This window comes from Bacillota bacterium (assembly GCA_040754315.1).
In the GTDB taxonomy this organism is placed as follows: Bacteria; Bacillota; Sulfobacillia; order DUSP01; family JBFMCS01; genus JBFMCS01.
On sequence record JBFMCS010000043.1, the window covers coordinates 1 to 14,386 of the forward strand.

Here is a 14,386-nt window from a genome sequence, read left to right on the forward strand (position 1 = left end):
TGGTCAGTCAGCTTTCCGTCCTTGAGCCACCGGTGCAAGGTGGTCTTGGAAAGCCTGTATGTTCTCTCTACTTCCAATTGCCTCAACAGCATCCAGCATTACCTCGTTCAACCAAATCTCATATTCTCGCTTGTCTGGCACGGTCTCAAATGGCGGGTCAACTTCAATCCGTTCACCGTTGACCACCACGAAATCCTCACCAATCTCGTCTATAGTATACATCATTCTTGCCTCCTTGTCAAATGCTTCGGGCGGGTTTGTAGAGGAAAAGTCAGTTATCCGGTAACTGTTTCATCCTCCCACCATCAATTGCCAGGAGGGCCGGGCCAGCGCCCTATAGAATCCCCAGTATGATATGAATATTCCCCCGACCAAGCCAGTGACAGGGGCGCCTCCCGGCACCCCGCGAGTCGTGTTGACCTGGGCCGTTCGCATGGCCGCTGCGGCCCTTGTCATCCTTGTCTGGCTACTGTACTCCGGGCACGGGCGCCCCACGCCAGTGCTGGGGTCCTGGTCCACCGGGGCCCCCTTCGACGGTACCGTGGTGGTGATGACCTACAACATCAACCATGCCAGGGGTATCGACGGCAGGGTGGACCTGGAGCGGATCACCGCGGTCATCAGTAATAGCGGCGCCCAGGTGGTTTCCCTCCAGGAGGTGGACCGTCTGCTTCCCCGTTCGGGGATGCGGGACCAGGTCAGGGAGATCGCTCGTGCGCTGGACATGGACTACGTGTGTGCCCCCAACCTTGGGGTCGGGAGGGTGGGCTACGGCAACGCCATCCTGAGCTCCTTTCCTATGACCGACTGGGAGGTTGTAAGGTTCAGCGGCATCAAGGAGCGCCGCGGCATCGCCCGGGTGGCCCTGGACTTGGGAGACGGGAAGACCCTCCAGGTGTTCTCAACCCACCTGAGTTTCGACCCCACTGAGGTAGGGGGCCAGGCCAGGCAGGCCATGAGGTTCATAGCGAGCTTCGGAGCGCCAAAGGTGGTCATGGGGGACCTCAACCTGGAGGATGATGCCCCCGAAGTGGGGCTGGCCTCCACCCGCTACCAGGATGCTGGTCATCATGCAGGCTTCACCTTCCCTTCCTGGGCACCTCGCTGCCGGATAGACTACATCCTGGTCTCCAGGAGTGTAACCGTGCTGGAGGCCCGGGTTATCTGGTCAGATGCCTCTGATCACCTGCCTGTCATGGCACGTCTAAGTCTCTAGGAGGAGAAGTCAGGGTAAGTCAAGAACACCACATGTTGTTGCCCTATTATCAAAGGGACGCGCAGGTGATGAGCGGTTGAAGGAGGCCGGGGGTACTGACCTTAGGCTAGTAATAATCACGGGACTCTCCGGAGCTGGCAAGACCCAAGCCCTGAGAAGCCTGGAGGATCTGGGTTTCTTCTGCGTTGACAACCTCCCTCCCGCCCTCCTTCCAAAGTTCGCCGAGATGTGCGGCAAGTCAGGGGAGAACACCTGCCGGGTGGCCCTGGTGATAGATGTCCGCGGGGGCGTGTTCTTTGACGACCTTTTCCAGTCCCTTAAGATCCTGGAGGAGGAAGGAGTCATTCACAAGATCCTCTTCCTGGAGGCAGATGACGAGACCCTGGTGAGGCGTTTCAAGGAGACCCGCCGCCGGCATCCCTTGTCCCGCCACTTGGGGATCCTGGAGGGTGTAAAGGCTGAAAGGAAGAAGCTGGAGGAGATCCGGGGGCATGCCAACGTCATCCTGGATACCAGCAAGACAACCCCCCAACGCCTGAAGGAAGAGATAGCGCAGAGGTTCGCGGAAGACCCCGGCCTGGAGCGCTTCGTCATATCCTTGACCACCTTCGGCTTTAAGAAGGGACTCCCCAGGGACGCTGACATAGTGCTGGATGTACGCTTCCTGCCGAACCCCTTCTACGTTGAGTCCCTGAGGGAACGGGATGGCAGGGATGCCGCGGTGGAGCAGTATGTCTTGAAGTGGGCCGTGACTAAGGGGTTCCTGAAGAGACTGGATGGCCTTCTTAGGTACTTGCTCCCCCACTACAAGAACGAGGGCAAGAACCACCTGGCCATCGCCATCGGCTGTACTGGTGGACGACACCGATCAGTCGTGGTGGCAAACCGCCTGGGTGAACTTCTCCGGGCAAGGAAGCATACGGTGATTGTGGAGCACCGGGACATAGATGAAGAGAGTGGAAATTAACCTGTGAGGGTGCCAGTGGACAGGGAGGACCTGAAGGACACCATGAAGCGCCTCGTAGCCGCCAGAAAACGCTCCACTGGAGATATCGGGGCCGCATGGGCTCCCAGTGTGGTTGCCTTTGGAGGGGGCACGGGACTCTCGGTGCTCCTCAGGGGACTCAAGGAGAGGACCCACAGGGTCACGGCGGTTGTCACAGTGGCCGATGACGGCGGGTCCTCAGGCCGTTTGAGGGATGAGCTGGGCATGCTTCCCCCTGGGGACATCAGAGCCTGCCTGGTGGCCCTGGCCGAGGCGGAACCCCTGATGCGACGCCTCTTCCAGTACAGGTTTGACCAGGGGGACGGCCTCCAGGGGCACACCTTTGGCAACCTGTTCATCGCGGCTATGACGGAGATAACCGGGGACTTCCAGGAGGCTGTGAAGCTCTCCAGCCGTGTGCTGGCGGTGAAGGGCCGGGTGCTGCCTGCCACCCTCGAGCACGTTACCCTCGCCGCCGAAATGGAGGACGGCCGTGTTGTGCACGGGGAGACTGCCGTTACCGCAGCAGGAGGAACCATCCGCAGGGTTTGGCTAAAACCCCGTTGCAGTCCTGTGCCCGAAGCGCTCAGCGCCATAGCCGAGGCTGATATTGTGGGCATAGGGCCGGGCAGCCTCTACACTAGCGTCCTGCCTACCCTGGTCGTGGGCGGGGTGGCCGAGGCCATCGCGCGGTCCAGGGCTGTCAAGGTGTATGTTGCTAATTTGATGACCCAGCCTGGTGAGACCGCCGGTTACCGGGTATCAGACCACGTGCGGGCCATCATGGATCACGCGGGCAAGGGTGTGATAGACTGGGTGGCGGTTAACAACACCGCCATCCGTGCGGAACTGGCCAGGAGATACGAGGTGGAAGGCTCCGAGCCAGTAGCCTTGGACTTGGAGGCTGTGAGGGGCATGGGGGTGAGTGTCCTCCAGGGGGACCTGGTGGAACAGGGGGAATACGCGCGGCATGACCCGGAGAAGCTGGCTGAGGCACTCTTCACCGTGCTGCCTGCGGCAAGAGCGAACTGGAGGAGGTAGGTTCTTGGAGAGTCCATTGACGGCGGAGCCCTATAGGATCAAGATGGTGGAGCCCCTGCATCTGACCACGCTGGCCGAGAGAAGACGCTGCATCAGTGAGGCAGGCTACAACCCGTTTCTTCTGGAGTCCCGGTCTGTATACATAGACCTGCTCACTGACAGCGGGACCGGTTCCATGAGTGATAGCCAGTGGGCTGCCATGATGGAGGGAGACGAATCCTACGCTGGGAGCCGGAGTTTCCAGCGGCTGAGGCAGGCAGTAGCAGATGTGATGGGGTTTTCCTTCGTTATCCCGGCTCATCAAGGGAGGGCTGCTGAGAACATCCTGTTCCTGACCCTCCTGAAAGAGGGAGACCTGGTTCCCAGCAATTATCACTTCGATACCACCAGAGCCCACGTCTGGAACCGCCGGGCGGTGCCCGTGGACCTGGTGTCCGCGGAGGCCCATGACCCCGAACTGGAGATGCCCTTCAAGGGGGATGTGGACCTGGCCAGGCTGGATGACCTGCTCAGGGAGAAAGGGCCAGGCAAGGTACCGCTGGTCATGGTCACGCTGACCTGCAACGGTACTGGTGGGCACCCCGTCTCCATGGCTAACCTTAAGGGCCTGAGGGACATCACACTTAAGTACGGTGTGCCACTGGTGATGGACGCCTGCCGGTTCGCGGAGAACGCCTACTTCATTAAGACCCGGGAGCCGGGCTACCAGGACAAGCCCGTGGCAGGGATCGTTCGTGAGATGATGGATCAGGTTGACGGTTGCACAATGAGCGCGAAGAAGGACGCCTTGGCCAACATCGGGGGTTTCCTTGCCCTGAGGGACCCGGAGATCGTGCAGCGTGCCCAGGCATGGGCCGTTCTGTATGAGGGATTTCCCACGTACGGAGGCATGGCTGGCAGGGACATGGAGGCTGTCGCCCGGGGTCTCAGGGAGGTGCTGGATTTCAGCTACCTGGCGGATAGGGTTGGGCAGGTCCAGTACCTGCACTCCCAGCTGGTCAAGGCGGGTGTCCCGGTGGTCAAACCCTCCGGGGGGCATGCCGTGTATGTGGACGCCGGGGCATTCCTGCCCCACCTTCCCAGGGCAGCCTTTCCCGCCTGGGCCCTTTCAGTCGAATTGTACCTTGAGGCGGGGGTCAGGGGCGTGGAGATCGGCTCTGTGATGGCGGGGCGAGACCCCAGGACAGGGGAGAACATGGAACCCAGGTTGGAGATGGTTCGCCTGGCCATCCCGCGTCGCACCTACACCTACCGGCACATGGATGTTGTGGCTCGTGCCTTCTTGGACCTCCTGGCCAGGAGGGAAAGGGTCAAGGGCTATCGCTTCGAGTATGAGCCCCCCGTGCTGCGGCATTTCACCGCGCGCCTGTCGCCCATGTGAGAGGTGCATGCCAGTGACCTTCTCCTTGTTGGTTAAGGGGGAACTGGCCGGGCTCCCGGTGCCCAGGGCACCGGAGGCAGTCCGTGCCGAACTCGCGGGCCTTGCGAGAACCGCCGGTGCCATCCAGGGGTGCGCCGGGAGGTGGGCCCTTGAGGTTACCTTGAACCACTCTCCCACAGCCAGGCGGGCCTTCCGGTTGATCAAGGCGGGCTTTGGGGTGCGCACTGACATCATGGTGAAGAAGCGCCGGAGCCCCCGGACGCTCACGCAGTACGTTGTCAGGGTGCCTCCCCTGGAGTCCGAGACAGTACTAAAGGGGCTAGGTTTCTGGGGCGACAGCGGCTTGGGGACAGGTCTTGTTTCCCAGCCGGGCGGCGCGAAGCCTAGGCGGGCCTACCTTCGAGGTGCGTTTCTTGGCTCAGGCTCCGTGGCAAGCCCCGAGAGTACCCATCACCTTGAGGTAAGGTTCCAGTCGGAGGCACCTGCCCTGGGGTTCTGCGACCTGCTGTTGAGCGAGGGCATAAAACCCGGGGTAAGGGCAAAGAACCATGGCTGGCTGGTCTACCTCAAGGAATGTGAAGAGATCGTGAAGTTCCTCACCCTGGCGGGGGCTCATGGCGCGGTGCTGAGATACCAGGACGTGAGGGTTCTCCGGGATGTGAGGGGTAGGGTCAACCGGGTGGTGAACTGCGAGACCGCCAACGTCACCAAGATAGTGGACGCCGGGGTCCGCCAGGTAGAGGCGATCCTTCTCATAGAGCGTACTATCGGGCTGGATGCCTTGAGCCCGAGCCTGGGGGATCTGGCTCGCTTGAGGCTGGAGCACCCAGATCTGAGCCTTAAGGAGCTGGGGGAGCTACTGGAGCCAGTCTTGGGGAAGTCCGGGGTGAACCACCGCTTGAGGCGTTTGAGCATGATAGCCCAGAAGCTGACTAACTGATGAGGATCCCGGCCACGGCGGCCAGCAGCAGAACGGCCGTGGGGTGGACCCGCCTGGTCGTCACCAGGGCAAAACACGCGACAGCGATGACAATGGAGGGGGTATCCAGCAATAGGGTCTGACCCACCCGGAGGGCCGCGAAGGCCACCAGGGCGGCCACGGCTGGGCGAACCCCGCCGAAGAACAGGCGGACCCCCTCCATCTTGCGGTACCGGAGGTAAAGCAGGGTCAAGACTCCCATGATAAACAGGGAGGGTGTAATAACTCCCAGGGTGGACGTCAATGCTCCCCAGAACCCGGCTACCCGGTACCCCACGTAGGTGGCGGCGTTTATGGCCACGGGGCCTGGCGTCATCTCGGCCACCGCGATGATGTCCACGAACTCCCCCATTGTGAGCCACCCCGCTCTGGTGATCAGCTCCTCTTCCATCAGGGGAAGCATGGCGTAGCCGCCTCCAAATCCGAAGATGCCCACCTTCAGGAAGGAGAGGAACAGTCTCGCGAGGATCACTGCTTCTTCACCCCCAAGACTGGGGCTGCCAGTCCCCAGAGCCCGAAGGCTGTTACCACCAGGGCCGGGTGCAGGTTCAGGTAAAGACCGGTGAAGGCCAGCAACCCTATGAGGGTGTTGTGCCAGCCGCGGAGCACCCGCCTGCCAACCTGGAATGCCGCGGAGGCGATGAGGGCCACCACGGCGGGCCTGAGTCCGTAGAAGGCTGAGGTCACCAGGGGGTATTCCCGCAAGCCTGGCATGAGCATGGCAATGGCCAGGATCACCAGGAAGGACGGGAGGATGACCCCCAGAACCGCCATTCCTGCCCCTGCCAGCCCCTTGAGGGCCAACCCGGCGTAGACTGCTGTATTCACAGCTATGGGTCCCGGGGCCCCCTGGGCCAAGCCCAGGAGATCAGTGAACTCCTCCTCCGAAAGCCAGCCGTGTCTTACCAGCTGCTGCCGGATCAGGGGCACCATGGCATATCCCCCACCGAAGGTAAAGGCTCCCACCCTCAGGAACACCAGCAGAAGCCGGGGGATCGTGGGCTCGATTGTCATGTGTCTCTGGTCCCTCCCATGGCTTGGCCTGGTTTGCGTCAGCCAAATCCGCCGTGCAGGGGAAGGAAAAGATCTCAAGGACGTTGAAACCAACACACGCTGGACTCATTCTACTATAAGTAGGTGTGGCTGTGAACCTACCAAGCCAGAGGGGGCGGTTTCGTGCCGAAGACTAAGATACCCGACACGACCATCCGCAGGCTTCCCATCTATGTGAGGGTGCTCAGCGACTGGTCCGAGGAGAAGGTTGATGTGGTCTCTTCGGCCGAACTGGCCGCCAGGACCGGTTTTTCCTCCGAACAGATCCGGAAGGACTTCGCGTATTTCGGCGCCTTCGGGGTGCGGGGAGTGGGCTATTCCGCGTCTCACCTTCAGGAGAGGCTCCGCAGGATACTGGGATTGAACAAGGAGGTTCCCGTGGCCCTGGTGGGGGCGGGGAACCTGGGGACCGCCCTGGCACGCTACAGCGTGCTTCGTCACAGGGATGTGAGGGTCTCAGCGGTGTTCGACCAGGACTGGTCAAAGGTGGGAACCACCGTCAGCGGGGACCTCAAGGTCCACCACATCTCCGACATGCCCAGGGTCATACAGGAACAAGGCATCAAGATGGCCATCATTACCGTGCCAGCCCAGGAGGCCGAGAAGGCGGCGCAGCTCCTGGAGACCGCCGGTGTTGAGGCAATCCTGAACTTCGCTCCGGTCAAGGTCCATTCCACCAAGGGAACCTATGTCCAGAATATAGACCTGACCCTGGAGCTGCAGAGCCTCGCCTACTACGTCAATCCCACCTCCCCCAGGGACGGGTCCCACAGGAACGACCCGGACACGCCGAGATAGGGGCCGTGGGGGTAAGGTGGAGGGTGGAGTCTAGGGGATCTGCCATCCCAGGACTACGAGGTGGGTTTGTTGCTGGATAGTATTGGGTATCTTCCTCCCATTGAGACCGCGGTGATCTTGGGAGGGGCCGCAGTACTGGCATTTATCCTCCTATTCCGGGTAACCCCACGCCTGGCGCGACCATGGGCTCAGGTGGCACGTGGGGCAGGCTTTCTCATTGTCCTGGTGTTTAGCGGCTTGGCCATCGTGGCGTTCTTCCCAGAGGCCTCGGATGCCTTCAACCAGGTGCGCTATCTCCCGGCCTTCGACTTGATCATGGCCCTCGTCGATATCACGGTTGTCGCCTATGTGCTCTACCGCATATTCACGGCCATCCGAGGCACCCGGGCAGTGCAGCTCCTTAAGGGTGTCATGATCCTCGTTGTGGCCACAGCGGTTAGCCAGGCCCTGGGACTCACCACCGTCAACTGGCTCTTGCGCAACGCCAGGCTCATGCTGTTCGTGGCGCTCCCAGTGGTGTTCCAGCCGGAGCTGAGGCGGGCCCTGGAGCAACTGGGGCGTGGCCAGCTCTTTGCCAGGACCCTGGGCTTCGCCGGGGATGAGGAGGCCTCTCGGGTGATCTCGGAGGTGATCAGGGCCACGGAGATACTGTCACGGAACAAGACCGGGGCTCTCATCGTCTTGGAAAGAGAGACAGGTCTTGGTGATCACGCTGAGACGGGTGTGAAGATGGATGCCCTGGTCAGCGCGGAACTCCTGGTCAATGTATTTGAGCCCAATACACCGCTGCACGATGGCGCGGTGATCCTCCGGGGCGGGCGGGTAATGGCCGCCTCATGCTACCTGCCGCTTACAGATGCCCTGGAGCTGGAGAAGGAGATGGGTGGCAGGCACAGGGCTGCCATGGGTATAACCGAGCATTCGGACTGCGTGGCAATAGTCGTATCGGAGGAGACAGGGAACATCTCCCTGGCCAACGAGGGCAACCTCACCAGGCGCCTGGATTCGCGGGCCATAAGAGAGTTGCTCATGGGTTTCTTCCACGTACCGGTGGCGCCAGCCAGGGCTGGAAGGTGAGGTGATGGTATGGATAAGTGGCTTCAGAAGGACATAAGCGTGAAGCTCCTTTCCGTGGCCATCGCCCTGGTCTTGTGGTTTCAGGTAATGGGCGAGGAGAACCCTGCCATTGAGAGAACCTTTGCGAGCATTCCAGTAAGCACAGAAAACCTGGCCCAGGACCAGGTCCTCCTGGACTGGCAGCCCAAGACCATTGACGTCACAGTCAAGGGCCCCCGCAACCTGCTGGGCAACGTGGCCCGGGACGACATCGAGGCCCTTGTGGACCTTCGCGGCTTCGGGGAGGGGCATGGTATCGCGCCCGTTGAGGTGACGGCTCCCCGGGGCGTGACCGTGGTTGAATCGGTGCCCTCCATGGCCACGGTGGTGGTGGACACCATCACCGAGAAGGCTGTGAAGGTGAGCATTGACGTAAGAGGGGAACCGGCGGAGGACTATGAAGCACTGAGCGCTGAGATTGAACTGGAAGAGGTCACAGCCATAGGGCCGAGGACCCGCCTGGCCATGGTAGACCACGCCCTGGGGACAGTAGATATAACCGGGGCGTCCGGCGAGCGCCAAGCCATCTCTACCCTGGCTGCGGTGGGCGCTGACGGGGGAGTTGTGGAGGGTGTATCCCTGCAGCCCGGGGCGCTGGCGGTCACGGTGCCGATGAGACAGCTGCCCCCATCGAAGGTAGTGGCAGTGAAGCCTGATGTGCAGGGCACGCCGGCCCGGGGCTTCAAGGTAGCCTCCACGACGGTTCAGCCCTCCAGCGTCAAGGTGAGGGCCTCAGCCTCATCCCTGGCAAACCTGCATCATCTGGTGACCGAGACCGTCTCAGTTCAGGGTCACGAGGCGGGGACCGTTTCCCAGCAGGTTGGGCTCATGCTTCCCTCCGGGATATTCTCGGTGGAGCCTGCCAGGGTAACCGTGGCGGTGATACTGGTGCAGGACCGGGTCACGAAGGAGTTTGAGGTGCCCGTGGTGCTCAGGAACGTCGGCACCGGTCTCAGGTGGCAGATCCAGCCGTCCTACTGCCTAGTGACGGTGGCGGGTCTCGAGGCTGACCTTGAGCGGGTGACCGAGGACAAGGTGGGTGTGTCTGTGGACGCCCGGGGGCTTCAAGAGGGAGTCCACATCCTGGAGGTCCTTGCGCTCTTGCCCGAGAGGGTGGAGCTTGAGAGGCTAGAGCCGTCCACCGTGGAGGTCACCCTTACAAGGCGCCAGTAGCTCGTGCCCCCTGTATATGCATACTCATGGATTGGGGAAAGGGGTGTCCCATGGGACGGCTCTTCGGGACTGATGGAGTACGCGGTGTTGCCAACCTGGACTTGACTCCCGAGATGGCCTTCTACCTGGGGCGGACGGGCAGTGGCCTCTTGGGCCAAGGCTCGGAGCGCCCTCGTTTCGTGGTAGGACGGGATACCAGGCTGTCGGGACCGCTCCTGGAATCAGCGCTCATCAGCGGCATCCTCTCCACGGGAGCCGGTGTGTTCAGGGCCGGGGTCATGACAACCCCTGGCGTTGCCTACCTCACAAGGGAACTCGGGGCCAGCGGTGGTGTGGTGGTCTCCGCTTCCCACAATCCCTTCCAGTACAATGGCATCAAGTTCTTCGGGCCCACGGGGGAGAAGATCCCCGAAAGCTGGGAGGCTGCCATTGAGCGTTCCATCCTCTCTGGACATGACACATATCCCAGGCCCACCGCGTCGAGCATCGGCCGGGATGTGTCCCTGGGGGATGCCGTGGAGCGTTACGCGGGGTTCCTGATGGGCACGGGGGTGTCTCTTTCCGGGCTGACCGTGGCAGTGGACTGTGCCAATGGCGCCGCATCCCGCATATCCCCCGTGGTCTTCCAGGGATTGGGGGCGAGGGTGATCCCCCTGGCGTCGGATCCGGATGGCTCCAACATAAACATGGAGTGCGGGTCCTTGCATCCTAAGTGCCTGGCCCGGGCGGTGGTAGAGCACGGGGCGCACCTGGGAATTGCCCTGGATGGTGACGCGGACAGGGCTATAGTCGTGGATGAGGGCGGCCGCGTGCTGGATGGTGACTACATACTCGCCATAATTGGGCTGGACCGGATGGAGAAGGGCAATCTCGCGGGGAATTCCCTAGTGGCGACAGTCATGAGCAATGTAGGTCTGGACATAGCCTTTAGGAGAGCCGGCGGCAGGGTGGTGCGGTCCCAGGTTGGCGACAGGTGTGTTCTTGAGGAAATGCGCAACACCAAGGCAGTCCTGGGGGGGGAGCAATCCGGGCACGTCATCTTCCTCGAACACCTCCCTACGGGGGACGGCATTCTCACGGCTGTGCAGCTGGCTCAGGTGATGAAGGAATCAGGACTGCCCCTTTCCGAACTGGCAAAGGTCATGGTGAAGGTTCCGCAGGAGGTCCGGAATGTGCTAGTCACGAAAAAGGAGGACGTGGCGACAAGCCCTGGGGTCCTGGCGGCTGTTGGCGAAGCCGCGAGCACCCTGGGTGACACTGGGAGGGTGCTGGTAAGGCCTTCTGGGACTGAACCGGTTGTCAGGATCATGGTCGAGGCAGAATGCCCTGCACTGGTCAAGGGCCTCACTGACATGCTGGAGGAGGTGATCAGGGCGGAACTAGGGTAGGGAATATGAGACTCCCGGGACAAATGAGACGAAGCGCCTGGACTCGCGGAGCGAGTTGACGAGGTTGGGGTTCATCGAAGTTCGGCGGGTGCCCCACGGTTCGGCCACAACCGAGAGCGGCCTCACAAAACCCCCGGGCGACCGGGGAACAAACGGGGGCCAGGTGGCTGCAAGGCAGGTTATCCTGGCATGGGTTATTCCCGGTAGTCGCGGTATCATCCCGCGGCTATCGCTCTGGAAGGGGAGATACCGGATGTGTGGCATAGTTGGATACGTTGGCGATGGCGAGGCCCTGGGGTTCATCCTGGAGGGCCTGAAGAGGCTGGAGTACCGGGGCTATGATTCGGCAGGGGTTGCCGTCCTGCAGGGGAACCGGTCGGTAGTCAGGAAGAGCGCAGGGAGGATCTGCAGCCTGGAAAAAGGGATCTCTGGCGAGAGCCTTGAAGGCACGCTGGGAATAGGACATACCCGGTGGGCAACGCACGGGGCACCCACTGACCTCAATGCTCACCCCCACACCGACTGCCATGGTGATGTAGTGGTGGTCCACAACGGGATCATTGAGAACTACCAGGAACTCACCGCATGGCTGAGGGATAGGGGACACATGTTCACTTCGGAAACAGATACCGAGGTCATACCGCACCTGGTGGAGGAGTATTACAGCGAGGGTCAAGACCTAGCCTCGGCCGTCCGCCAGGCTGCCCTCAGGCTGAGGGGATCCTACGCCCTGGCGGTGATGGCATCGAGCGAGCCGGGCTACCTCGTGGCGGTCAGGCAGTCAAGCCCCCTTGTTGTGGGGCTGGGGGAGGACGAGAACTACATTGCCTCAGACATCCCGGCCCTTCTCGGGCGCACGCGGCGCACCTACATCCTGGAGGACGGGGAAATGGCCGTGGTGGCCAGGGACGGGGTGACCGTGTGTGACCTGAAGGGCGCCCCCACGGACAAGCCGGTTTTCCAGGTGGAGTGGGATCCCGTCATGGCCGAGAAGGGTGGTTACGCCCACTTCATGCTGAAGGAGATCCACGAGCAGCCCGTTGCTCTCCGGGATACCCTGGCTGGAAGGCTCGACGGGGGGCGAGTGGTCCTCAAAGAGGTGTCCCAGTCCAGCGAGGCCCTGCGGGAGTCCCAGCGGGTGTTCATCGTTGCCTGCGGCACTGCCTATCACGCCGGCCTAGTGGGGAAGCACCTCGTGGAAACCCTGGCCAGGGTCCCGGTGGAAGTGGACTTGGCCTCGGAGTTCCGTTACAGGGATCCCCTGGTACTACCAGGTTCGGTCATGGTCATCGTGAGCCAGTCTGGTGAAACCGCGGATACCCTTGCTGCTCTCCGTGAGGGGAAGGCCCGGGGTGCGCGGGTAATCGGCATCACCAATGTAGTGGGGAGCTCGGTGGCCAGGGAGTCGGACGAGGTGATCTATACCCGGGCGGGGCCAGAGATCGCTGTTGCCTCCACCAAGGCCTATACCACTCAGATAGCGGCCCTGGCGCTGCTGGCCACGCGTATAGCAGAGCTGAAGGGCCGTGCTATCCCCGCGGGCTTCATGGAGGCCCTTAACGCGCTTCCGGTGGCCGCTGAGAGGGCCATCGCCCTGGATGACCGGGTCAAGGAGGTCGCCAAGAGGATATCGCAGTGGGATGATGTGTTCTTCGTAGGGCGCGGGCCGGACTTCGCCTCATCCCTGGAGGGGCAGCTGAAGCTGAAGGAAATATCGTACATTCACGCTGAGGCCTACGCTGCTGGAGAGCTGAAGCATGGCACCCTTGCGCTGATAATCGACGGGGTCCCGGTGGTAGCCCTGGCCACGCAGCGAACCGTATTTGACAAGACGCTGAGCAACGTGATGGAGATCAAGGCCAGGGGAGGATGGGTGGTGGGTGTGGTGAACGAGGGAGACCGGGGCATGCATGGGGTGTGCGACCTCCTCCTGGAGGTGCCCGAGACTCACCCTCTCCTGGCTCCGGTCATTACCGCTATCCCCCTGCAGCTCCTGGCGTATCACGCCGCCGTGCTCAGGGGCTGTGATGTTGATAGGCCGAGGAACCTGGCCAAGAGCGTGACAGTGGAATAGAAGTCCGGATCCAGGAGAGCAGGTTGCCCGCGTGAAATAAAGTTGAAAACTAGCCGGGCATAGTGGTGTAGACTTTTGCAGCAATCGCAGATATAAAAGCCGTCGAGGCCTTGTGTAGCAAGAGTCCGGCGGCTTTTTGACGCTGCAAGAAGGTGTTGCTTTGCGGCTCAGATCCACGCCGGGCGTTTCCGTGATTGCTTTTGTGATCTCACCGGCGTGCTCGAAGGTTTCAGAATAAAGAGCCATAGTAGAAACCTGAGGTTAAGGGGCTACACGGAGTGGCCCCGTTCGTTGTCACTGTGAGAGTACAAAGGAACACTTCCCTTTGTTGCAGTAGAAGAGATCGATAATGTTTGGCAGGATATTTAGGAAGGTCTTGCCGAATTTGGAAGAGGTTTGTGCTGTGGCGTGAGCTGTGGATGGGATGGCTTAGGTTCCCATAATTCCAGATAAAGGCTAGGACACAGATTATGGCTGGGTACGGCCGTCTATGTGGGCTCTGAGGCGTTCAGGAGGGAAATAAGTGACAAGGAAATCGCCTACCGATTAGGTACGCCACGCCAGATTGTAAGTAAATGGCGCAAGCGGTTTCACAGTATGGGCCTCCTTGGCCTTCAAGATGAACCACGGGGCGGGCGCCCGGAGTCTTTTCCCCCCGGCAGTGGCTATTGAGGTTAAGGCACCGGCCTGCGAACAATGCCTCGCAGGTTGGGGATACCACTATTTCGCCTGTCAATGACGGAATTAGGCCAGGAAGTCATTAGCCGGGGCATCGTGGCAGAGGTAAGTGGCACAACCAAGTGTTGTTGGGAGGATGCTGTAACCCTGGCGTCACCGGAGTTGGGTCTTCCCCCGGGGTCCTGACTTCACCGCAAAGGCCGGTAGGGTGCTGGACCTTTACGAAGGAGATTAAAGCGGTCAAAGGCATTTATTCGGTATTCTGGATTATTGACAGCGGATCAGCTCACCGGGGAGGGCTCGGTTCAGTGACTCGCGAAATGGCCGACAGTTACGCTGGTACACTTGCCAATACACGCCAGTTGGCTATGAGAAATCATTAGGCGTTAACGCTTTGTGCTAGACAATCGATAATAGATGTCGATCTGGTTCCCGTCCGATGTTGAGGATCGATCGCTGGTTTCTCAAGAGCGCTGTCAAAAAGTTGCCTGGCCATTTAAGTGG

The 14,386-nt window shown here is 61.0% G+C and carries 14 protein-coding genes; 11 read left to right on the plus strand and 3 right to left on the minus strand.

What is annotated here, in order from left to right:
- Positions 1-3: 3 nt before the first annotated feature.
- On the minus strand, positions 4-222 hold the full coding sequence (locus AB1576_08735) for a hypothetical protein (GenBank protein ID MEW6081841.1): 219 nt from the start codon (positions 220-222) through the stop codon (positions 4-6).
- A 190-nt stretch (positions 223-412) separates the two neighbouring features.
- Here AB1576_08735 and AB1576_08740 point away from each other — a divergent pair, with 190 nt between their 5' ends.
- From AB1576_08740 to whiA, 5 genes are all read left to right on the plus strand, one after another.
- Positions 413-1,216, plus strand: a complete 804-nt coding sequence (locus AB1576_08740; protein MEW6081842.1) for an endonuclease/exonuclease/phosphatase family protein — start codon at positions 413-415, stop codon at positions 1,214-1,216.
- Positions 1,217-1,292: 76 nt separating this feature from the next.
- Positions 1,293-2,183, plus strand: a complete 891-nt coding sequence (rapZ, locus tag AB1576_08745) for an RNase adapter RapZ (protein MEW6081843.1) — start codon at positions 1,293-1,295, stop codon at positions 2,181-2,183.
- 15 nt (positions 2,184-2,198) lie between these two features.
- Positions 2,199-3,242 (plus strand): gluconeogenesis factor YvcK family protein, encoded by a 1,044-nt coding sequence (locus AB1576_08750; protein MEW6081844.1) that lies wholly within the window; start codon positions 2,199-2,201, stop codon positions 3,240-3,242.
- Between the two features lie 4 nt (positions 3,243-3,246).
- On the plus strand, positions 3,247-4,623 hold the full coding sequence (locus tag AB1576_08755) for a tryptophanase (GenBank protein MEW6081845.1): 1,377 nt from the start codon (positions 3,247-3,249) through the stop codon (positions 4,621-4,623).
- Between the two features lie 13 nt (positions 4,624-4,636).
- On the plus strand, positions 4,637-5,563 hold the full coding sequence (gene whiA, locus AB1576_08760) for a DNA-binding protein WhiA (GenBank protein ID MEW6081846.1): 927 nt from the start codon (positions 4,637-4,639) through the stop codon (positions 5,561-5,563).
- On the opposite strand, the gene AB1576_08765 is transcribed toward whiA, so the two are convergent.
- Both AB1576_08765 and AB1576_08770 read right to left on the minus strand, forming a co-directional pair.
- Positions 5,556-6,074, minus strand: coding sequence for a chromate transporter (locus tag AB1576_08765; GenBank protein ID MEW6081847.1), 519 nt, complete (start codon positions 6,072-6,074; stop codon positions 5,556-5,558). The genes whiA and AB1576_08765 overlap by 8 nt on opposite strands.
- The gene (locus tag AB1576_08770; GenBank protein MEW6081848.1) at positions 6,071-6,616 is read right to left on the minus strand and encodes a chromate transporter; all 546 of its coding nucleotides are present in this window, start codon (positions 6,614-6,616) and stop codon (positions 6,071-6,073) included. The genes AB1576_08765 and AB1576_08770 overlap by 4 nt, the downstream gene beginning before the upstream one ends.
- Before the next feature lie 162 nt (positions 6,617-6,778).
- On the opposite strand from AB1576_08770, the gene AB1576_08775 reads away from it, so the two are divergent.
- The 6 genes from AB1576_08775 to AB1576_08800 all read left to right on the plus strand — a co-directional run bounded on the left by AB1576_08775 (position 6,779) and on the right by AB1576_08800 (position 13,876).
- Positions 6,779-7,453, plus strand: coding sequence for a redox-sensing transcriptional repressor Rex (locus AB1576_08775; protein MEW6081849.1), 675 nt, complete (start codon positions 6,779-6,781; stop codon positions 7,451-7,453).
- Between the two features lie 69 nt (positions 7,454-7,522).
- Positions 7,523-8,530, plus strand: coding sequence for a diadenylate cyclase CdaA (gene cdaA, locus AB1576_08780; GenBank protein ID MEW6081850.1), 1,008 nt, complete (start codon positions 7,523-7,525; stop codon positions 8,528-8,530).
- Between the two features lie 9 nt (positions 8,531-8,539).
- A complete protein-coding gene (locus tag AB1576_08785; GenBank protein MEW6081851.1) occupies positions 8,540-9,742 on the plus strand; it encodes a CdaR family protein in 1,203 nt (400 codons plus the stop codon).
- 50 nt (positions 9,743-9,792) lie between these two features.
- Positions 9,793-11,130 (plus strand): phosphoglucosamine mutase, encoded by a 1,338-nt coding sequence (gene glmM, locus AB1576_08790; GenBank protein MEW6081852.1) that lies wholly within the window; start codon positions 9,793-9,795, stop codon positions 11,128-11,130.
- 253 nt (positions 11,131-11,383) lie between these two features.
- On the plus strand, positions 11,384-13,204 hold the full coding sequence (glmS, locus tag AB1576_08795; protein ID MEW6081853.1) for a glutamine--fructose-6-phosphate transaminase (isomerizing): 1,821 nt from the start codon (positions 11,384-11,386) through the stop codon (positions 13,202-13,204).
- A 492-nt stretch (positions 13,205-13,696) separates the two neighbouring features.
- Positions 13,697-13,876: a helix-turn-helix domain-containing protein gene (locus AB1576_08800; GenBank protein MEW6081854.1), complete on the plus strand. Its 180-nt coding sequence runs from the start codon at positions 13,697-13,699 to the stop codon at positions 13,874-13,876.
- Positions 13,877-14,386 lie beyond the last annotated feature (510 nt).

Excerpts from the sequence above, each read along its gene's own strand:
- glmS (MEW6081853.1), top strand. The coding sequence starts at position 11,384 with ATGTGTGGCATAGTTGGATACGTTGGCGATGGCGAGGCCCTGGGGTTC.
- AB1576_08735 (MEW6081841.1), bottom strand. The coding sequence starts at position 222 with ATGTATACTATAGACGAGATTGGTGAGGATTTCGTGGTGGTCAACGGT.
- glmM (MEW6081852.1), top strand. The coding sequence starts at position 9,793 with ATGGGACGGCTCTTCGGGACTGATGGAGTACGCGGTGTTGCCAACCTG.
- AB1576_08785 (MEW6081851.1), top strand. The coding sequence starts at position 8,540 with ATGGATAAGTGGCTTCAGAAGGACATAAGCGTGAAGCTCCTTTCCGTG.
- AB1576_08770 (MEW6081848.1), bottom strand. The coding sequence starts at position 6,616 with ATGACAATCGAGCCCACGATCCCCCGGCTTCTGCTGGTGTTCCTGAGG.